Origin of the sequence: Sphingobium sp. B11D3A, assembly GCF_025961695.1 — a bacterium.
GTDB lineage: Bacteria > Pseudomonadota > Alphaproteobacteria > Sphingomonadales > Sphingomonadaceae > Sphingobium.
In genome coordinates, this window is the sequence record NZ_JAOQOE010000001.1 from 2,713,262 (window position 1) to 2,734,086 (window position 20,825).

The following is a 20,825-nucleotide window of genomic DNA, read 5'->3' on the forward strand; positions in this document are numbered from 1 at the left end:
CAAAGTCAGTCTGCCATCGTTTCCAGATGACTGGACAGTGCGGCCAGTTCATCGCTCGTGGGTTTCCACGAGGAGGCGATCAATCCGCTCTCTGCGAAAAGCGCGGCGGCGATCCCGTCCCGGCCGGCCTGCTTCCAGGCCAGCGCCAGCGCCTCCGCACGGGGATCGCTGACATGCGGATTGTCGCCCCGCACATGCGCGATCCACGCGGCGAGGGCTCTCAGGATCGCAGGCGAGGCTTTCTCCTGCGCCTGCCGGTCGGCAAGCGTCGCCAGCCAGCGCTGGGGGATCTTCTGCGATCCATCCATGGCGATCTGGGCGAGCCGGTGGGGAAGGGCGGGGTTGGCGAAGCGGGTTTCCAGCGAGGCCGCATAAGCCTGCAGGTCTTGCCCGGCGGCCGGCTGGAAACTGTCGGCGGCTTCGTCCCGCATCAGGCTGCGGATCAGCGCGCCGATGTCTGGGTCGGCCATGGCCTGGCTGACCAGCTCATGCCCCTTGGCAAGGCCGAGATAGGCGAGCGCGGAGTGGGCGCCATTGAGCATCCGCAACTTGGCCGTCTCATAGGGGCGCACATCCGCCACGATCTCGGCACCAGCAGCTTCCCATGGGGGGCGGGGGCCGGCGAACCGATCCTCGATCACCCATTGGCGGAAGGGTTCGGTGAACACTGCAGCCTCGTCCCGCAGACCGATCATGCTTTCCAGCCGGTCGATATCATCGGGCTGCGTCGCCGGGACGATCCGATCGACCATGGAGCAGGGGAAGGTGCAGTTATCCGCGCACCATCGCGCCAATTGCGGGTCGGTGCCGGTCAGCACCTTGAGGAGCATGGCGCGCAAGCGGGTGCCATTGTCCGCCAGATTGTCGCAGCTCAGGATCGTGAGGCCGGGCAGGCCCTGGTCCCGGCGCTGCTTCAGACCTTGTGCGAGATAGCCGTAGATGGTGCGCGGCGCCGGGCTTGCGGGGTCGTCCTGCAGCAGCGGGTCGAGCGCGTCGTCCTGCCTGCCGGAAAGGTGATAGCCTTTCTCGGTCACGGTCAGCGTCACGATATGGGTCTTGGGATCGGCGATGGCGGACACCACACGGGCCGGGTCTTCCGGGGCGACGATGATATCGCTCAGGCAGCGCACCAGCCGCGTCGCAGGCGCGCCTTCGCCCTTCGTGGTCACGGTGAACAGGCAATCCTGCGGCGCAAGCTGATCGCGCACCGTGGCGCTGCGCATCGATACGCCGATGATGCGCCAGACCTCGCCCGACGTCGCAATGGCATCTTCGGTAAACACGGCCTGATGCGCTCGCGTGAAGGCGCCCAGGCCAAGATGGACGATCTGCTTGCTGCCGGCGGCGCGATCGTAAGGCACCTGAATAGCGCGCGCATCGAGCGACGCGAGGGTCTGCTCGGAGAGCCTCATAGTTTGTACGCTGCCTTGGCGAAATTATAGGCGAGATCCTGCGCGAGTTCGGCAGCTTCCCAGTCCTCCAGCCGATGCTCGGCGACCAGCCGCGCGAGAAAGGCGCAATCGACCCGGCGGGCGACATCGTGGCGCGCGGGAATGGACATGAAGGCACGCGTGTCGTCGTTGAAGCCGACTGTGTTGTAGAAGCCCGCTGTCTCCGTGACATTCTCCCGGAAGCGCCACATGCCTTCCGGGCTATCGTGGAACCACCAGGCCGGGCCGAGCTTGAGTGCCGGATAGTGGCCGGCAAGCGGGGCCAATTCCCGGCTGTAGGTCGTTTCATCCAGCGTGAAAACGATGAGGGACAGGCGCGGATCGCGGCCATATTTGGCGAGCAGTGGCCGCAGCGCATGGACATATTCGGTGCGCACCGGGATGTCCGCGCCCTTATCCCGCCCGAAATGCTCAAACAGCCAGGGATTGTGATTGCGGAAACAGCCAGGGTGGATTTGCATGACCAATCCATCCTCGATGCTCATGCCGGCCATGACCGTCAGCATGTGCGCGCGGAACAGTTCGGCATCCGCGGCGCTCACGTCCGGGGCAATGACGCGCGCGAAAAGAGCGCGGGCCTGCGCGTCGTCAAGGTCCGCCGTCGCAGCGGTTGGGTGGCCGTGATCGGTTGAGGTTGCGCCCATCCGGGCGAAAAACGCCCGGCGGTTGCGGTGCGCGGCGAGATAGCCCTCATAGGTGAAGCAATCTTCGCCGGCCAACTCGCCAAAGCGCACCAGATTGTCGCGAAAACCCTCGAATTCGGGATCGATCACTGGGTCCGGGCGATAGGCGGTAATCACCCGGCCGGACCAGCCGCTGGCGGCAATCGTGCGGTGATGGTCGAGACTGTCGAGGGGGGACTCGGTGGTGGCGATCACTTCGATATTGAAGCGCTCGAACAGCGCGCGAGGGCGGAACGCCTCCTGCGCCAGCTGCTCTGCGATGGCATCGTAATATGCGTCGGCGCTGTCCGCATCCAGCCGCTGGGCGAGACCGAACACTTCGGCGAACACCCAATCCAACCAGAGCCGCGAAGGGGTGCCACGGAACAGGTGATAATGGGCCGCAAAGATGCGCCATGCTTCTCGCGGCGCCGTCTCCGCCGCTTCGCCGCGCCGCCGCACGCCCAGCTTCTCCATGGGAATGCCCTGGCTGTAGAGCATCCGCAGGAGATAATGGTCGGGGACCAGCAGCAGGTCTGCGGCATTGCTGAATGCCTGATTGTCCGCAAACCAGCGCGGGTCAGTATGGCCATGGGGGCTCACGATCGGCAGTTGCGCAACCTGTGCATAAAGGTCGCGAGCGATTGCGCGCGTGATGGAGTCCGCAGGAAACAGCCGATCAGGATGCAGTTTCAGTGGACTCATGACCTTCTCCCTGGCGACCGGAAATGACCCCTTGCCATACAATGCCTGACCAATCTAGTATTGATTGTCAGGCGAAAATGCTTGGACACTCATCGGGAGCTTTGCCTGCAATGAAGATAACTGCCGCTCGGGTCATCGTCACCTGTCCCGGACGCAATTTCGTGACGCTCAAGATCGAGACCGATCAGGGCGTTTATGGAATCGGCGATGCCACGCTCAACGGGCGGGAGCTTTCGGTCGTGTCCTATCTGCAGGACCATGTGGCGCCCTGCCTCATCGGCATGGACCCGCGGCGGATCGAGGATATCTGGCAATATCTCTATCGCGGGGCCTATTGGCGGCGCGGACCGGTGACCATGCGGGCCATCGCGGCGGTGGATGTCGCGCTCTGGGACATCAAGGCCAAGATGGCCAATATGCCCCTGTACCAGCTTCTGGGTGGCCGCAGCCGCGATGGCGTGATGGTCTACGGCCATGCCAATGGCTCGGATATCGAAGAAACCGTCGATGCCGTGGGCGAATATATCGACATGGGCTATCAGGCGATCCGCGCGCAGACGGGTATTCCCAATGTGAAGGACGCCTATGGCGTCGGGCGTGGCAAGCTCTACTACGAGCCTGCCGATGCCGCGCTGCCTTCCGTCACCGGCTGGGATACGCGCAAGGCGCTCAACCATGTGCCCAAGCTGTTCGACAAGCTGCGCCTGACCTACGGGTTCGACCATCATCTGCTGCATGATGGCCACCATCGCTACACGCCGCAGGAAGCCGCCAATCTCGGCAAGATGCTCGAGCCCTATCAGCTTTTCTGGCTGGAAGACGTCACGCCCGCGGAGAATCAGGAAGCCTTCAAGCTGGTCCGCCAGCACACGGTCACCCCGCTGGCCGTCGGCGAGATCTTCAACACCATCTGGGATGCCAAGGATCTCATCCAGAACCAGCTGATCGACTATATCCGCACGACCATTGTAGGCGCGGGCGGCGTTTCGCATCTGCGGCGCATCGCCGATCTGGCCTCGCTCTATCAGGTCCGCACGGGCTGCCACGGCGCGACCGATCTCTCGCCGGTGACGATGGGCACGGCCCTGCATTTCGATACCTGGGTGCCGAATTTCGGCATTCAGGAATATATGCGCCACACCGAGGAGACGGACGCCGTCTTCCCCCATGATTACCATTTCGAGCGCGGTTTTCTCTACTGCGGCGAGACGCCGGGTCATGGCGTCGACATCGATGAAACTCTGGCCGCCAAATATCCCTACAAGCCGGCCTATCTGCCGGTCGCGCGGCTGTCCGACGGCAGCATGTGGAACTGGTGATGCGCGTTCTCGCGATCGGCGAGGGCATGGTCGAGTTCCGGCGGGAGGATGCGTGCTGGCGGCAGGCCCATGGCGGCGATGTGGTCAACACGGCCGTTCATCTGGCGCGCTTCGGTATCGCGACCGGCCTTGCGACGGCCATCGGGCGCGATGGGTTCAGCGATTTTCTCGCGGCACAGTGGCAGGGCGAGGGGCTGGACCTTTCATGCGTGGCGCGCAGTCCGGCGCATGAGTGCGGCATCTATTTCATCGCGACCGACGAACGGGGCGAGCGCTCCTTCACCTATCGGCGCAGCGACAGCGCCGCACGACGCCTGGTTTCACTGATCGCGCCCGATACCCTCGCCGCTGCAGTCCGTAACGCCGAGCTGATAGTTTATTTTTCGCTGGTGACGCTGGCCATCCTCCCGGAGGAAGACCGCGCTACGTTGCTCGATATTTTGCGGAGCCGCCGCGCAGCCGGTGGCCGCATCGCGTTTGACAGCAACTACCGTCCGGCGCTTTGGGAGACGGTGGCGGCGGCCCGGCATTGGCATGATGCGGCGCTGCGGACAGCGTCCATTGGTCTGCCGACGCTCGATGATGAGCAGGCTCTGCTCGGGACGACTTCTTGCGAGGAAGCAATAACCTATTGGCGCGAGCGCGGCGTCGATGAGGTCGCTGTAAAAATGGGGGCGACCGGCGCGATGGCGGGCGATTGCCTCGTTCCGACCCGCAAGATCGTGGCGCGCCCTTTGGATACCTCCGGCGCGGGCGATGCATTCAATGGCGGCTATCTGGCTCATCGGCTGGTGGGGCGAAGTCCGGAGGCGTCGGCGGAGGCCGGCAATGCTCTGGCCGCTTGGGTTGTGCAGCGGCGCGGGGCTATTCCGCCGGCCGAAGCCGGGATCTACAGTCGGCCATCGGGCGACGACACAGGGATGGCCGTTTGACCGGGTGACCCCGCCAATAAGAACAGCATGATTGGAGAAGGCCGTGCGCATGACTGGCAAGATTTCGTTCTCGGTATCCGCAATGGCGCTCTGCGCCGTGTTTAGCGGCTGTGCGACAACGGACCGGTCCGCCGCCGCGTCTACTCCATCTGCTTCACCGACGATGACACAGCCGGATGTCGCGGCGCGCAGCAAGCCGGTCATCACTGTGGCCGGACTGCGGTTCAAAGACCTCAATGCCTCCGGCACGCTCGAACCCTATGAAGACTGGCGTTTGACGGCGCTTGAACGTGCACGCGATCTCGTGACGCGCATGACGCTGGCCGAGAAGGCGGGGACGATGCTGATCGCGACGCAAAATCCCGATTGTGACGGCTCGATCACTGAGGATGGCAAGGCGCTCATCGAAAAGGAGGAGATGAGCCGCTTCATCCTGCGCGCCACGGTCTCCACGGAGCCGGCAGATTGTTCGGTCAAATTGACCGGCTTCCGTCTGAGGGGCGGTTACAGGCAGACGCCGCTGCAGATGGCGCGCTTCACCAATGCGGTGCAGGAAGCGCGCGAGGCGAGCCGGCTTGGCATCCCCGCGCTTTTCAAGGACAATGCCCGCAACCATGTCGAGGTCAGCCCGACCTTCGGCATCGGCCAGGGCGCCGGTGCCTTTACCGAATTTCCGAAAGAGGCGGGGCTCGCTGCCGCTGCGCTTGGCGCTGCAGGGCTGCTCAGCGCAACGGACGGTGCGCCACCCGCTGGCCTGCGGGGCGATATGTCCGTCATCACCGGATTTACGCGCGTCATGGGCCAGGAGTGGCGGGCCATCGGCCTGCGCGGCATGTATGGTTATATGGCGGATCTGGGCACGGAGCCGCGCTGGTCACGCTTCCACGAAACGTTCAGCGAAGATGCCGATCTGGTCAGCGATATCGTGACGGCGCTCGTTCAGGGTCTGCAGGGCGAGAAAGGGCAGGGCGGCCTTGCGCTCTCTCCGGCCACCGCAGTCAGCATGACGCTCAAGCACTTCCCCGGCGGTGGGCCGCAGCAGCTCGGGCTGGATGCGCATTACACATTCGGCAAGGACCAGTTCTACACCGATCCGAGCGGACGGTATGGGTTCGATTATCATCTGCGCCCCTTCCAGCGAGCCATCGACGCGGGCGTGGGTTCGATCATGCCTTATTATGGCGTGCCGGTTGATGCGCATCATGGCGGGCGGCCGGTCGAAAGTCTGGGCATGGCGTTCTCGCGGCAGATCGTCACGGGTATTCTGCGGGATGAGCTGGGCTTTCGCGGCTATGTGAACTCGGACAGTGGCATCATCGAAGAGCGCGGATGGGGTCTGGAAGACAGTCGCATCAATCCGGCGACTGGCAAGGGATACACCATCGCGGATCGCACCGCGCTCGCCGTTCGTGCTGGCACGGATATTCTCTCCGAATTCCGCAGCAAGAGCACGATCATCGATCTCGTAAGGGACGGCGCATTGAGCGAGGCGCGCGATATTGATCCGGCGGTCGAGCGGCTGCTGACGGAACAATTCGCGCTGGGCCTGTTCGAAAATCCCTATGTCGACGCCGAAGCTGCGCCGCAGATGATCGGCACGGCTGAGCATCGCGCGCTGGGGCTGGATGTTCAGCGGCGGTCGCTCGTGCTGCTGCACAATCAGAAGGTGGACGGCTCGGCTGTGTTGCCGCTCCGCCCGGGCAGTCGCATCTACACCATGGGCTTTGCCGGTGCTGACTTCGCCGCGCGGGGTTTCGCAGCGACTGACGGCAATTATGACGCGAAAAAGGGGCAGGTCCGTCCCGTCGTCCCGGCGGGCACGGACTATGCCGTCATCAATGTCCGCGTGAGCACGGACGGGGCGCGGCGCTATTCCAGCAAGTCAACCGAAGCCGGCGGGCGCGCGGTCGATCCGGCGACCAGCATCGCCAACCGCGTGACGGGCAAGCGGCAGGCAAGCTGGGGTGAGCAGGACCCCTGCACGGCGCCCGGTGTCAGCAAGGACGTCACCTGCGTGGACGACAATCTGATTTTCGGCGGCGCGTTTCCCTGGGAAGCAGGGATGCTGTCCTTTTCCGCCATGGCGAAGGCGCAGAGCTGGTCGGTCTATCCGTCGCTGGCGGACATTCAGGCGGTCATGCGCGAAATCGGCGATCCGCGCCGCGTGATCCTCAATATCTATTTCCGCCAGCCTTATGTGCTCGATGAAGGCAGCGGGCTGCGGAATGCCGGGGCGATCGTCGCGAGCTTCGGGGCGAGCGATGCGGCCCAGATCGACGTGCTGACCGGCAAGCAGGCCCCGGCCGGGCGCCTGCCTTTCGCCTTGCCTGCCTCGCTCGATGCTGTCGACCGGCAGCATTCCGATGCGCCCGGCTATGCCGAGACGCCGGGCGGCACGCTCTATCCGTTCGGCTTTGGCCTGACCTACTGAGTGGGCATGCCGGGGGAGCCCGGCGCGTTGCTCAGGCAATCGCCCTTTCATAGCGGGCGCGCTTCGATGCCGATGCCTTGCGCGCTTCCTCGATCGCCTTTTCCTCGGTAGCAAAGAGCAGGCTGTCCAGAACCGCGGTCAGATGCGCGCGCATGGCGGCGCGGGCCTTGGCGGGGTCGCGCGTCCGCAGCGCATCGAGAATGACCTGATGCTCGTCGATGACCGGTTTGACATTGGCCGATCGCGCCTTGGCATAGAGCAGGGCGGTCTCAGGGGATTTGGCGCGCAACGACCAGAGATTGTCGATGAGGTTCACGATCGCCGAATTGCGCGTCGCCCGCGCGATGGTCAGGTGGAACTGGTGGTCGGCGTCTTCCGTGCCGGCGTTGCGCTCATTCTCTGTCGCAATCTCGTCGATCAGCTGCGCCAGCGTAGCGAGCTCCTCGTCGGTGATCTGCGCCGCCGCAAGCGCGGCCGCTTCGCCTTCCAGCAGCAAGCGCGCTTCGGTCAGTTCGAAGGCGCTGACATTGAATGCCGCAGGATCGCCCGCGCTGGGCAGGCCTTTGAGATAGGCGCCGGAGCCGACGCGGACTTCGACGATGCCCTGAACCTCCAGCGCGATGATCGCCTCGCGGATCGTCGGGCGGCTGACATTATACTGGATCGCGAGTTCCCGCTCCGTGGGTAGCCGGTCGCCAGGCTTGTAGCGCCCGCTCCCGAACACCTCCAGCAACTGGTGCGCGATTGCCTGATAAAGTCGGTCTCTGCCGCTGATCGGTTCGGATGCCATGACCACCTGTTCTATGTCGACCCTCTGCCAGAGGAAAGCGGCGATGCTATCGCGGATTGAGCGGATTGGCCAGACACCTTTGCGCGGTTTCTTTGCAACAGTCGAATATGAAAGTGGCGGCTGAAATTAGCCGTTTTCGGTCAGCACGCTGATTTTTCCCGCCACAGCCATTTATATTCTGCCTACAATGTGGCATGACCAATTATCCGCAGTGACTTGGCCAGGTCCGGTTCGGTTCCGAGTTTTGGTAAGAGGATCTCCCTAAATGCGTTTTTTCCTACGTTTTTCCGTTGCGTCTGCTGCATTGGCGGCGGCCTGTGCGGTCGCAACGCCTGGCTTCGCCCAGAGCGCGCCCGAAGCCGGTGCCGGGGCTGAGCCGGAAGCGATCATCGTGACCGCGCAAAAGCGGGAGCAGGACATTCTTGAAGTTCCGGCGGCGGTCAGCGTGATCAACTCGGCGGTGCTGAACACGGCGCAGGTCACCCAATTCTCCGACATTACCCGCGTGTCGCCGTCGCTGACGGTGAACGAGCAGGGCAATTCGGCGTCGTCGTCCGTCTCGATCCGCGGCATCGGCACCTTCTCCTTTTCGACCAGCACTGAGCCCGCCGTCTCGATCGTCGTGGACGGTGTGGCACTGCTTCAGCAGGGCCAGGCGTTCGGTGGCGGGTTGAATGACATCGCGCAGGTCGAGGTTCTGCGTGGGCCGCAGGATTCCCTGTTCGGCAAGAACGCGTCTGCCGGCGTGGTCAACATCACGACCAAGAATCCGACGCGTGACCTGAGCGGTTATGTCGAAGGTGTCCTGACCAATGACGACGAGACGCGGGTATCCGCCATGCTCTCCGGTCCCATCGGCCAGAATGCCGGCTTCCGGCTGAACGGCTTCTATTCCGACCGTGAAGGCTACATCAACAACCTGACCAACGGTCATCGCCTCAATGGCGCGGAAAGCTACGGTTTTGGCGGCAAGTTCACTTACGGTGCCGGCAACCTCGATCTCACGCTGTCCGGCAATTACAGCAACACCAAGTCGAACGGCAACGCGCCGACCTATTATTATGTGACCCCTGGTGCGACCCAGAATGGCGCGGCGATTGACCTGCGCGGCATCCGGCCGGGCGTCGGCAACGACAATGTCCGCTTCGATGGCGATCCGCGCGCTGACAGCTTCCAGTATCTGCTGTCGGCCAAAGCCGATCTTGACCTGGGCTTTGCGACGCTGACATCGGTTTCCGCCTATCAGCGCTGGAAGCTGGAATCCGGCCAGGATCTCGACTTCTCTGCCGCGCCGACCCTCTATCAGGGCGGCCCCTATGATGCGACGATGTTCAGCCAGGAGCTGCGCCTGACCTCGCGGGGCGCCAGCCCGTTCGAGTATATGGTCGGCCTGTTCTATGCTGATGGCAATACCGATCGCCGCTTCATCCGTTCGGCGCCGTCTTTCTTGTCGTTCCTCCGTCAGGATTGGGATTCGACCGCGTCGACGGAAAGCTATGCCGCCTTCGGTCAGCTCGGCTATAATTTCACGCCCACGACCAAGCTCACGCTCGGCGGCCGCGTGAATCGCGAGACCGTCGGCGTGTTCTATCGCGATAATCGGCCGGCAACGCCTGTCGTCTACGAAGATCAGCGTAGCGATACGGCGGTCACCGGCAAGGCCTCGCTGCAGCAGTTCGTGAGCGACGAAGTGATGGTCTATGCCGCCATCGCCAAGGGCTATAAGGGGCAGGCCTACGACATCTCGTCGGGCTTCAACCAGTCGCGGATCGACAATCTCGTCAAGCCCGAGCATTCCGTATCTTACGAAGTCGGTATGAAGGGTCGCTTCTGGGGCAACCGTGGATCGTTCGCGATCACCGGCTTCTGGACCGACTATGACGACTTCCAGGCGCAGAGCGCGGAATTCATCGCCGGTGCGCCGCAATTCATTCTCAAGAATGTCGGCAAGCTGCGCACCAAGGGTATCGAGTTCGAGGGCTCCATCCGGGCGACTCCGAACCTCAACCTCTATGGTTCGGCCGCTTACGTCGACGCGAAGATCCGCGAATTCCCGGGCGCGAGCTGCTATCCTGGTCAGACGGTCGCGCAGGGCTGCGTCGCCATTCCGGGCACGACCACGTTCGTGCAGGATCTGGCTGGCGTTGGTCTCGCCAATTCGCCGGACTTCAAGTTCAACGTCGGTGGCGTATACGAGGCGCCCATTCAGGGCACCGAGATCAACGCCTATATGAGCGCGAACTATGCCTGGCAGGATGATGTCAACTTCTCGCTGGATCGCAACCCGCTCACCAAGTTCGATGCCTATGGCATCGCCAATGCCAGCATTGGCCTGCGCAGCACGGGCGCTGTGAACTGGGATCTGTCGTTCTTCGTCAACAACTTGTTCAACAAGGCGTATCTGACGTCCATCACCGATTATACGGGCAATGGATACTCGGCCCCGACGCTGATCCAGCAGGTTCCGCGCAACTATCAGCGCTATGTCGGCGTCCGCCTCCGGGTCGGTTTTGGAGCGAGCAACTAAAACCGTTCCGATCAACGGAACAAAGCAGAACTGAAAGAGAGGACAGTACCATGACGATTGCCCGTTTGAGAGGGTTCATTCAGCAATGGCGTGGTCCTGGCCTCTTTTTCCTCGGCGCGTTATCGGCGGCCCCTCCGGCATTGGCTGGGGAGGCCGTTGGCACATCCGAGCCGCGGGTGACGACGCAGGCGGGGGCGATTGAGGGACGGATGCTGCCCTCCGGCGTTCGCGCGTTTCTGGGCGTGCCTTATGCCGCACCGCCGGTACGGGATTTGCGCTGGCGGGCGCCCCAGCCGGTGGCGGCCTGGAAGGGCATCTATCATGCCGACCGGTTCGGCCCGCAATGCATGCAGCAGCAGCGCGGCATCCTGACCAACCAATATTCCGGCGCGGAAGTCACCAGCGAAGACTGCCTTTATCTCAACATCTGGGCCAAGCCGGGACTCAACAAGGCGCCCGTGATCATCTTCTTGCATGGGGGCGGCTTCTTCATCGGCGCGGGCAGCATGGCGCTGTACGGTGGCGAGACTGTCGCCACGCGGGACGTTGTCTTCGTCAATCTCAATTATCGCGTCGGCCCGCTGGGCTTTTTCGCGCATCCCGATCTGACCTCTGAATCGGGGCATAAAGCATCGGGCAATTATGGATTCCTGGACCAGATCGCCGCGTTGCGCTGGGTGCAGGAGAACATCGCGCAATTTGGCGGCGATCCTTCCAATGTGACCATTGCTGGCCAGTCGGCCGGGTCGATGTCGGTTCTCGCTTTGCAGGCCAGCCCGCTTGCCAAGGGTCTTTTCCAGCGCGCCGTGGGCATGAGCGGTGCGCTCATCGGCTCGGCGGCGCCGGGTGCCATGCGTCCCCTGGCGCAGGCCGAGCAAGATGGCGTGCGGCTGCAGGCCATCTGGAAGGGCAGCAACCTCGCTGATCTTCGCGCCATGCCCGCCGACCGGCTGGTCGTGCCGCGCGTGCCCGGAACTCCGCCGGTCGGCCCGATCGAAGATGGCTATGTGTTGCCTTACCCGATTGACGAGGCCTTCAACCGGTCTGCCCAGAGCGATGTCCCGCTCATGCTCGGCTTCACGCGCGATGAATCGCTCGGTGGCCTCGGCCCTGTGCAGACGCTGGCTGACTACAAGGCGCGGGCTGCGGCCGTCTTCGGCGGTCGTGCGGACGCCTTCCTGAAGCTTTACCCCGCGGCGACCGATGCTGAAGCGAAAGCGCAGGCGCGGGTTGCGGACCGGGACGGGACGATGGCGGCGGCGATGGATGCCTGGGCGCGGGCGCAGGTCGCGAAAGGCAAAGCGCCGGTTTACAGCTATATGTTCGCCCGCCCGCATTCCTACCCGGCCGGGGTGCACATCCCCGACCTCGATCCCGCGACGGCCGGCGCTTACCACACCTCGGAAGTGCCGTTCTGGCTCTCCACGATCGACAGCTTCGATCGCTTCCGCCCCATGCGGGACTGGTCCCAGGCAGACCGCGCGTTCAGCAGCGCGATGACGGATTCGCTCGTCGCCTTTGCCCGCTCGGGGAAGCCGGACACGCAGCAACTCAAATGGGTGACGTTCGACCCGGCCCGTCCGCGCCTGCTCGAACTCGGGGCTGATGCACATATCTCTGCCTGGCCGGACGAGCGCAGGCTGGCGTTCTTCCGTGCCGCGCCCGCCCAGCGTCCCGCAGGTGGCGCGGCGCGCGACTGACCGGCGAACGCCTGCCTGAAGACGCGCACTAGGACATGAAGAAGGCGAGATAGATATGCGGATGATGACATCGATGGCACTGGTTCTGGCGCTCGCTGCAACGAGCCAGGCCTCCCCATCGCTTGCCCGTGACGCGGTGTCGTCCAGCAATCAGGCCAGCGAGCACGTGCGCACCAGAATGGCGCTGGCCGACGGCTGGCAGTTCAATCTGGTCGGCCAAGCCGGTCCCGCCGCGCATGACCCTAAGTCGGAGAACTGGAAGCCGGTCTCGGTGCCGCACAGCTGGAATCGCGTCGGCTATTATCTCTCCGACCCGAAAACGCATGTGAACTCGGCGGAGACAGTCAACAAGACCCAGGGCGTCGGCTGGTATCAGCTGACCTTCACGCCCGCAGCGGCGAATGCGGGCAAGCGTGCCTTTCTGGAATTCGATGCAGCCAGCCGGACCGCCGAGGTGTGGCTGAATGGCGTGCGCTTGGGCGAGCATCGCAATCCGTTTGGTCGCTTCCGCCTGGATGCCAGCAGCGTGATCCGCTTCGGCGAGCCCAATTCGCTCTACGTGAAAGTCGACAACACCCAGCCGCGTCTGGGGAACAGCACTGAGGACGTGCTGCCGATGACCGGCGACTTCTTTGTGCGGGGCGGGCTGTATCGGCCGGTCAGTCTCGTCACGACCAATCCGGTCCATATCGACATGCTCGATCATGGCGGGCCGGGCATCTACGCCGCGACCCGCAGCGTTGAGAGCGGCCGGGCGACTATCGATCTGCTCGCGCGGCTCAGAAACGACAGCGCCTCCGCGCAGCCGGTGACGATCGACGCGCAATTGCTCGATCATCGCGGCAAGGCGGTCGCGACATGGCGCGAGACGGCGCAGCTGGCCGCTGGCGCGGTCAGGGAGATGCGCGGTGCGCTGGTCGTCGCCAATCCGCATCTGTGGAACGGCACGGCCGATCCCTATCTCCACACGCTGCGCTTCGAGATGCGGTCTGCCACCGGCGAATTGCTCGATGCACTGGACCAGCCCTTCGGCATCCGCACGCTGAGGCTCGACCCGAAGGAGGGCTTTTTCCTCAACGGCAAGCGTATGCCGCTCGTCGGCGTGGGGCTGCATCAGGATAATGAAGCCGCCGACTGGGCCATGACGCCCAAGGACGTGGCAGAGACGGTGGACATCATGCGCGATATGGGCGCCAATTCCCTGCGCCTCGCCCATTATCAGCACGGCCAGCCGATCCACGACCTCGCAGACCGCTATGGCCTCATCCTGTGGGACGAGATCGCGCTGGTGACGGCTTGGACCAATGCGCGCGACCAGACCGAAGCGCCGGCGGGCATTCGCGAGAATGCGCGGATGCAATTGCAGGATCTCATCAAGCAGAATTACAATCACGCCTCGGTCGCGGTGTGGGGCATCGCCAATGAAGTGGATTTCGGCCCGGGCCGGCCGGACTTTCTAGGCCGCCCACCGGAGGTGCTGGCCAATCCGCGCCCGCTGCTTGACGAGCTGAACGCGCTGGCCAAATCGGTCGATCCGCTACGGCCGGTCGTGCTGGCGCAATGCTGTGAAGGCCGGGGCATGCCGGACGTGCCGCCCGTTGCGGAGTCGGTCGATGCCGTCGGCGCCAACCGTTATTATGGCTGGTATTATGGCGAGCCGGATCAGCTTGGCGCGCATCTCGATGAACTGCGCGCCAAGCGACCCGATCAGCCGATTTCGATCAGCGAGATCGGGGCTGGCGGCGCGGCCAACATGGCATCGGACAATCCGCTGGGCGGCCCGATTGAATCTGCTGGGCGGACCCAGCCGGAAGCCTTCTTCTCCTGGTATCATGAGCAGAGCTGGAAGGTGCTCAAGGATCGGCGCGATCTTTGGGGCATCTGGCTGTGGAACGGCTTCGATTTCGGCTCGACGGTGCGGCGCGAGGGCGATGCGCAGGACATCAATACCAAGGGCATCGTCACCTATGATCGCAAAATCAGAAAGGACATTTTCTACTTCTATCGCGCGAACTGGTCCGACAAGCCGACCGTCCACATCAACGGCCGTCGCTATGTGGACCGCGCCTATCCCGTCACCGACATTCGCGTTTACAGCAATGCCCCGGAGACCCTGCTCACGGTGAATGGCCGCACGCTGGGCGGTCTGAAGGATTGCCCCGACAGTGTATGCGTATGGCCGGCCGTGCGCCTGAAGCAGGGCGGCAATGTCATCGAAGCCCGTGGCGTGTTCCCGTCCGGCCCGGTCATGGATCGGATCGACTGGACCGTCGCGCCGGCGCAGGCCCGCAGCTTCCGCATCGACAGCGGCGCGCTCGTCGCCGCGCGCGCGGACGTGAAGTTCGGCTCGGATGAATTCTTCGTCGGCGGTACGGCAGGCACGACCGATCAGCCCGGCGGACGCGGCCGCCAGGCCGTCCTCGCCGAGATTAGCGGAACGGATCGGCGCGATGTGGTCGCGAGTTTTCGGCAGGGGAAGGCGTTCCAATACCGAATCCCCGCCGCCGATGGCCGTTACCGCGTCACGCTGAGCGTTGTGGAGCCAGACAAGGGCGTCGGCGAGCGGCGGTTCAGCGTCACCGCCAATGGCAGGCCGGTCCTGCAAGCCTATGACATTCGCGCCCGGGCTGGCGCCGTCCGCGCGGTCGTGCGTGAGACGTTCGACGTCGATGTGACGGGCCAGATGCTGACGCTGCAGTTCAAGGCTTCCGTTGGCGAGGCGGTGGTTTCCGCCATTGAGGTCGAACCGGTTGGTAACTGAGCCGGATTCTGGCGTTGCCCGTCGCGCTGTAGTGGCGGGCGCGGTGTCTGCGTTCGCAGCAGGATGCACGCCTTCGCTGGTTCGGCCCGCGGCAGAAGCGAGGCCGCTCGGACTGGCGAGCATCACCGTCGCGCAGGCGCTCCAGCGCGACTATGCGGGGACCCTCAAGGCCGCCAAAGCGATGGGGTACAGCCATTTCGGTTTCCCGCTCGCCGCGCTCTCCCCCCGCCAGCCGCCGGCGCCTGATCCGGTCGAGGCCGCCGCGATGGTGCGGGATGCCGGTCTGTCGGTCGGCGTCGTGCGGCTGGGTTACGGCGTGGCGCCGGCAATGCAGATGGCCACAGCGCGCAAGATCGGCGCAACGATTGTCGCGCAATCGGCCGCGCCGGTGTTCTTCGAGGGCGCGGTCCCCGGCAAGACGACGCGCGCGGCGTTCGAGGCGTGGCTGCCGCGACTAAACGATCTTGCGCGCGCGGCACATGAAGAAGGCCTGCGTCTGGTTTTCCACAATCACGGCTGGGACCATGTTCCGCTCGAGGGAAAGACCCCGCTCGCGTTGATCGCGGAGCGGTTTGCGCCCGGCGAGGTGGATTTCGAGATCGATCTGGCATGGGCCGCCTTGGGCGGCGCCGAGCCTCTGAGGCTCGTCCGCGCGCTGGGGCCGCGCGTCCTCGCCATGCATTTCAAGGATGTCGATCCATCGCGCGGGCCATCGAAGCATGACCGGCTGGTTCCGCCGGGCGATGGCATATTGAACTATGCGCGGCTGATACCGCTGCTCGATAGGATGACCAACGCGATCGGCTATGTCGAAGTCGATGCGCCGGAGGACGAGATTGCAGCCGCCGGCCGGGGCGCGGTGTTCGTGCAGCGCGTGCGGCGAGGCTCGGTCTCGGACCGCTGATAGCCGACACATTCAGGGGAGGGGTCTGTGATGAAAATTCTGGTTCGCGCGGCTTTGCTTGGCGCCACTGCCTTTGTCGCATGGGGGGCGGCGGCCGCTCAGGATAGCGCATGGAAGGCGGGGGCGGCGAAAGTTGAGATTACACCGGATGCGTCCAGGCTCAGCCCCGGCGACATCATTCGTGATTCCCTCTACGTCCGCGCCCTTGTCATCGCCAATGACAAGAGCTGCGCAGTCCTTGTCGGCGCCGATCTGATCGGCATATCCGACGCGGTCGTGGGGCAGGCGATCGCCCAAGCGGCAGAGATCACGGGGTGCCCGCAAGAGAATTTCGTCGTGTCGGCCACTCATACGCACAGCGCATCCGGCTCGTCGCGCTTGCGCGCGGGTGCGGGGCCGGACGCGCCTTGGGCATCGTCAAGGCGGTGACAATGGCCAAGGCCGCGTTGCGGCCTGCCACAATCGGCTTTGGCACGACGCAGGTGGACCTCAACATCAATCGCGACCTGTTGCGGGACAACCGCTGGGCACAGGGGCCCAATCCTGACGGACCATCCGACAAGACACTGGCGATTCTCGAAGCGCTGGGGGAGGATGGCCTGCCGATCGGCGTCTATCTCAACTACGCCATGCACCCGATCAATTTCTACATGTCGGGCGTCGTGAGCGCGGACGTGCCGGGCGAAGCCTCGCGCTATATCGAGCGGCGCTATGGCGACGCAACGGTGGCAATTTTCGCTCAAGGCGCTTCCGGTGACCAGAACCCCAGATTCACGCGGGCGCAGAATAGATTGAGTCGCGTGCGCAGGGGCGTGCCCGGCGCGTCGGACATGCGCGTTCTCGCGCGACTGGCAGAGGGCCAGCCGAGCGCCGGAGTGTCGATGGCCGACCGTATGGCCGCGTTGGGCAGCCCTGTGCCAGCACAAAGGCGGGCGGACTATCTTGCTGCGGTCGAGGACGTCAGCCAGATCGTCGCGGCAGGGGGAGCGCTTCTCGGGGAGAGCGCCATTGATCTCATGCATTTCGGCACGTTGGCGCGCAGCCGGCAGGGGGTGATTGCGGGCGTGGTCAGGCAGTTGCAATGTCCGGGGCGAGACCGGCTGGACCGGGACAATCCCGTCCGGGAAGGCGCCGCTCCGCCTTATGCCGACGGGGAACCGGTGACGATCCGCGCGGGCATGCTGAAGATCGGCCTGGTCTATATCAGCGCGATCAATGGCGAGGTCTACAGCGAGATCGGCACGCGTCTCAAGCGTTCCACCCCTGGCTTGCAATTGATGATGACCTCGCTGGCCAACGGATCGGCCAATTCCGGCTATATTTATTCCGACACTGCGCGCTCGCATTTGACCTTTCAGGTCATTGGGTCTCGCCTGCAGCCGGGCTGCGCCGAAGACGCCATCGTGAGATCCGCACTCGAGATGATCGACGAATTGAAATGATGGGGTGGGCGAGTCGGCGTTCATTTGAACCCCATTTATTGGTCAGGCAAATGTCGGTCGGTATCCCGTTGGCCGTGCCGTTCCACCGGTCCTGCAATAAAATCGGAGTAGAATCAGATATTTGTAAAGGTTTTGGTCCTACAGTTCTTGCCTGTGCAGTCATCATTTCTCTGTCGGGCATGCTGACCAAATTGTCATTGCAATTGCTATATTGTCGTGCAAACTGGTAAAACCAATAAGGGCAAACAGGGAGAGGGAATGTGCGCCTGAAAGCATGGATGCTTGCCGGTGGCAGCGCGATAATCATCGCCACGCCCATGGGGGCAATAGCTCAGTCTCAAACATCATCTACGGCTGCGCCGCAGTCTTCGGCATCGTCGCAAGAAGGTGGCGTCGAGCAGATCATCGTCAGCGCTTCGCGCATCGATCGTGCAGGATTTATTGCGCCCAGTCCGACCGTCGTCATCGGCGCAGAGCTGTTGCAGGACAGGGCGGCGGTTAACGTCGCCGACGTCATCAACGAGGTTCCGTCCTTCCGGCGCAGTCAGGCTCCGGAAAGCGGCGGCATCGGCAATTCCGGCGCGAACAATGCCGATTTGCGTGGCCTGGGCGCGGTGCGCACGCTTGTCCTCCTGGACCGGATGCGCTTGCCAGCCGTCAATGTGCCCGGCTCGGCGGTGGCCGGCGCGACCGATCTCAATCTCATTCCCTCGGCCCTGATCCAGCGCATCGACGTGGTGACGGGCGGCGCGTCTGCGGCTTATGGCTCGGATGCCGTTGCTGGCGTGCTCAACCTGCAGCTCAATACCCGGCTGGATGGCATCAAGGGTTCGGTGCAATGGGGGCAGACCAAATATGGCGACGCCGATGACATGTTCGCCTCGCTTGCATTCGGAACGCAGTTCGCGGGCGGTCGCGGGCGTTTCGTCATTGGCGGCGAATATGGCAGCAATGACGGCACCGATCTTTTCAATGACAAGCGGCCCTGGGGAAGGCGCAACGTCAGCAGCGTCACGCTGCCGAACAATCGGGCCGCCGGACTGCCGGCCAACCTGATTACCGACGATGTGATTTTCGGCATGCTGACGACGGGCGGCCTGATCAGCCCGACCGCTGCCGGCAATCCAGCGGCGCTGCGTAATCTGCAGTTCGTCGTCGGGCCGAACGGAACCGTGACGACTGCGCCCTTCAAAGCCGGGCTCTATCAGGGCCAGATCGGCACCAACATGGTCGGCGGAACCAATGTGTCGCCCTATCAGGTGCTCCGCGCCAACACGCAGCGCTACAATCTCGCGGCACATGCCGAATATGATCTCTCCGACAGCCTGACGTTATGGGCGCGCGGACTCTACTCCAACACCGAGGCGCAGAATATCAGCGCCCAGATTAGAGCGGCGACGGGCGGGACGACCGGTTTCCTTTCGATCAGCCGCAACAATCCCTATCTGCAGCAGGCGCTGACGCCAGCCCAGCTCGCGCTCATCCCCGCCAACGGGTCGCTGACGGTCGGCTATCTCGGCAATGATTTCGGTCCGCCGATCCTGCGCAACGCCAGCAAGACCTACAGCCTGTCCAGCGGCTTGCGCGGCGAACTGGGTGGTTCCTGGCGGTGGGATGCGGCCGTTCAATATGGCCGTAACAGAAGCTCGCTGGACCAGGCCAATACGCCCATCACCGCGAATTTCCTGAACGCGGTCAATGCCGTCACGTTGAACGGGCAGATCGTCTGCGCAAATGCCGCGGCGCGCGCGGCCGGCTGTCAGCCGATCAACATTCTCGGGCGTGCCAGCTATTCGCCGGCAGCCTACAATTACGCGTTCGGCACGACCCACGCAGTGGCGGAAACAACCTTGTTCGAGGCGAATGCCAACCTTAACGGGGATCTGTTTTCTCTGTGGGCGGGACCAGTTTCGGCAGGCGTCGGCGCCTCTTACCGGCGTGAAACCTTCGTCACCGACGCAGACGATCTGAGCCAGGCCGGTGCCTTCATGGCACGCGCACCCCGCGATTTTCCGAAGGCAAGCCAGTCGGTCAAGGAGGCCTATCTCGAGACGATCGTTCCGCTGTTGAGTGCGGACTGGGTCACGGGCTCGCTTGAATTCAACGGTGCCATCCGCCTGACGGACTATAGCGTCTCCGGCGAGGTGACGACGTGGAAAGCGGGTCTGGTCTGGAAACCGATCCCCGACATTCTGTTCCGGGGCACGCTCTCGCGGGATATTCGCGCACCCAGCCTGACGGAACTGTTCACAGCGGCCGTGGCGACTGTGCCCCGCCCGATCTATGCCGATCCCCGCGCCGGGTTCGCCGGGCAGCCCTCTTATGCGTATGACGTCGTCACGGGCGGCAATGCCGGCCTGACCCCGGAAATCGCCAAGACGTTTAGTGTAGGCGCTGTGTTCAACCCGCAATTCCTGTCGCGGCTGAACATCTCGGCGGATTATTTCCAGATCAAGATCCAGGACGCCATCGGCGCAACCGGAGCGGGCACGTCGCTGACCAACTGTCTGGGCACGGGCACGGCGGATCTGAGCAGCCCCTATTGCTCGCTGATCACCTTCGCCAATAACGATCCTGCGAACGGCGCTGTGCTCTCGGTGTTGGCGCAGAACGCCAACTTTGCCGAATTCAAGACCCGCGGCATCGACATGGCGTTGTCCTACATGCAGCCGGTCGATGAGATATTCGCCGGTGCGCAAGGACGCATCACGCTCAGCGCACAAGCCACCCGCACGCTGGAATATCGCTCGACCTTCGACGTTTCGCTGGCCTACCCCAATGGTGTGAACCGTGCGGGGCAGACCGGTGCGATCTTCGGCGGGACAGCTGGCGTGCCGAAGTGGGTGGTGAACACTTCTCTCGCCTATCGCGGCACGCGGTTGGAAACGAGCGTCAACTTCCGCTGGATCAGCCGGAGCAAGTTCAACAACGCCTTCATCGGGCCGGACGAGCCGGGCTACAGCCCGACGCTGATCAACAGCATCAACAACAACATCGTCCCAGCGCGCGGCTATGTAAACCTGAGCGTGGCCTACAATGTGGGTTCGCAAGACCGGAAGGTGCAGATCTATGGCACGGTCAACAACCTGTTGAACCAGGAGCCGCCGCTCCCCGCCGTCAATAACAACGCCTGGTACGATCTGCTGGGCCAGAGCTTCAGGGTCGGGGTCCGCTTCGATCTCTAGAGGTTCTGAAAACTGA

Annotated in this window: 13 protein-coding genes; 10 read left to right on the plus strand and 3 right to left on the minus strand. The window is 63.6% G+C overall.

What is annotated here, in order from left to right:
• Window positions 1–5: 5 nt before the first annotated feature.
• The gene (locus M2332_RS12730; protein WP_264574336.1) at window positions 6–1,412 is read right to left on the minus strand and encodes a mannitol dehydrogenase family protein; all 1,407 of its coding nucleotides are present in this window, start codon (window positions 1,410–1,412) and stop codon (window positions 6–8) included.
• Entirely contained in the window at window positions 1,409–2,818 is a 1,410-nt protein-coding gene (uxaC, locus tag M2332_RS12735) for a glucuronate isomerase (protein WP_264574337.1), read from the minus strand. Before uxaC ends, M2332_RS12730 begins: the two co-directional genes overlap by 4 nt.
• A gap of 110 nt (window positions 2,819–2,928) precedes the next feature.
• Between uxaC and manD the strand changes: the two genes are divergently transcribed.
• The 3 genes from manD (at window position 2,929) to M2332_RS12750 (ending at window position 7,500) form a co-directional block, all read left to right on the plus strand.
• Complete coding sequence (manD, locus tag M2332_RS12740) at window positions 2,929–4,137, plus strand: D-mannonate dehydratase ManD (RefSeq protein ID WP_181558590.1); 1,209 nt, start codon at window positions 2,929–2,931, stop codon at window positions 4,135–4,137.
• Window positions 4,137–5,069 carry a sugar kinase gene (locus M2332_RS12745; protein WP_264574338.1) on the plus strand — a complete coding sequence of 311 codons (933 nt, stop codon included), beginning with the start codon at window positions 4,137–4,139 and terminating at the stop codon, window positions 5,067–5,069. The genes manD and M2332_RS12745 overlap by 1 nt, the downstream gene beginning before the upstream one ends.
• A gap of 163 nt (window positions 5,070–5,232) precedes the next feature.
• On the plus strand, window positions 5,233–7,500 hold the full coding sequence (locus M2332_RS12750; RefSeq protein WP_264574339.1) for a glycoside hydrolase family 3 protein: 2,268 nt from the start codon (window positions 5,233–5,235) through the stop codon (window positions 7,498–7,500).
• A gap of 31 nt (window positions 7,501–7,531) precedes the next feature.
• Here the strand turns inward: M2332_RS12750 and M2332_RS12755 are convergent, their stop codons facing one another.
• Window positions 7,532–8,290, minus strand: coding sequence for a FadR/GntR family transcriptional regulator (locus M2332_RS12755; RefSeq protein WP_181558593.1), 759 nt, complete (start codon window positions 8,288–8,290; stop codon window positions 7,532–7,534).
• 265 nt (window positions 8,291–8,555) lie between these two features.
• Between M2332_RS12755 and M2332_RS12760 the strand changes: the two genes are divergently transcribed.
• From M2332_RS12760 to M2332_RS12790, 7 genes are all read left to right on the plus strand, one after another.
• Window positions 8,556–10,817: a TonB-dependent receptor gene (locus tag M2332_RS12760; protein ID WP_264574340.1), complete on the plus strand. Its 2,262-nt coding sequence runs from the start codon at window positions 8,556–8,558 to the stop codon at window positions 10,815–10,817.
• Window positions 10,818–10,993: 176 nt separating this feature from the next.
• Complete coding sequence (locus tag M2332_RS12765) at window positions 10,994–12,517, plus strand: carboxylesterase/lipase family protein (RefSeq protein ID WP_264574341.1); 1,524 nt, start codon at window positions 10,994–10,996, stop codon at window positions 12,515–12,517.
• Window positions 12,518–12,572: 55 nt separating this feature from the next.
• Entirely contained in the window at window positions 12,573–15,278 is a 2,706-nt protein-coding gene (locus M2332_RS12770) for a glycoside hydrolase family 2 TIM barrel-domain containing protein (RefSeq protein WP_264574342.1), read from the plus strand.
• 43 nt (window positions 15,279–15,321) lie between these two features.
• Window positions 15,322–16,182: a sugar phosphate isomerase/epimerase family protein gene (locus M2332_RS12775; protein WP_264574343.1), complete on the plus strand. Its 861-nt coding sequence runs from the start codon at window positions 15,322–15,324 to the stop codon at window positions 16,180–16,182.
• A 30-nt stretch (window positions 16,183–16,212) separates the two neighbouring features.
• A complete protein-coding gene (locus tag M2332_RS12780; RefSeq protein WP_264574344.1) occupies window positions 16,213–16,611 on the plus strand; it encodes a hypothetical protein in 399 nt (132 codons plus the stop codon).
• A 2-nt stretch (window positions 16,612–16,613) separates the two neighbouring features.
• Entirely contained in the window at window positions 16,614–17,624 is a 1,011-nt protein-coding gene (locus tag M2332_RS12785) for a hypothetical protein (RefSeq protein ID WP_264574345.1), read from the plus strand.
• A gap of 260 nt (window positions 17,625–17,884) precedes the next feature.
• Window positions 17,885–20,809 carry a TonB-dependent receptor plug domain-containing protein gene (locus M2332_RS12790; protein WP_264574346.1) on the plus strand — a complete coding sequence of 975 codons (2,925 nt, stop codon included), beginning with the start codon at window positions 17,885–17,887 and terminating at the stop codon, window positions 20,807–20,809.
• The last annotated feature ends 16 nt before the right edge of the window (window positions 20,810–20,825 follow it).

Excerpts from the sequence above, each read along its gene's own strand:
- M2332_RS12730 (WP_264574336.1), bottom strand. The coding sequence starts at position 1,412 with ATGAGGCTCTCCGAGCAGACCCTCGCGTCGCTCGATGCGCGCGCTATT.
- uxaC (WP_264574337.1), bottom strand. The coding sequence starts at position 2,818 with ATGAGTCCACTGAAACTGCATCCTGATCGGCTGTTTCCTGCGGACTCC.
- manD (WP_181558590.1), top strand. The coding sequence starts at position 2,929 with ATGAAGATAACTGCCGCTCGGGTCATCGTCACCTGTCCCGGACGCAAT.
- M2332_RS12745 (WP_264574338.1), top strand. The coding sequence starts at position 4,137 with ATGCGCGTTCTCGCGATCGGCGAGGGCATGGTCGAGTTCCGGCGGGAG.
- M2332_RS12750 (WP_264574339.1), top strand. The coding sequence starts at position 5,233 with ATGACACAGCCGGATGTCGCGGCGCGCAGCAAGCCGGTCATCACTGTG.
- M2332_RS12755 (WP_181558593.1), bottom strand. The coding sequence starts at position 8,290 with ATGGCATCCGAACCGATCAGCGGCAGAGACCGACTTTATCAGGCAATC.
- M2332_RS12760 (WP_264574340.1), top strand. The coding sequence starts at position 8,556 with ATGCGTTTTTTCCTACGTTTTTCCGTTGCGTCTGCTGCATTGGCGGCG.
- M2332_RS12770 (WP_264574342.1), top strand. The coding sequence starts at position 12,573 with ATGCGGATGATGACATCGATGGCACTGGTTCTGGCGCTCGCTGCAACG.
- M2332_RS12780 (WP_264574344.1), top strand. The coding sequence starts at position 16,213 with ATGAAAATTCTGGTTCGCGCGGCTTTGCTTGGCGCCACTGCCTTTGTC.
- M2332_RS12785 (WP_264574345.1), top strand. The coding sequence starts at position 16,614 with ATGGCCAAGGCCGCGTTGCGGCCTGCCACAATCGGCTTTGGCACGACG.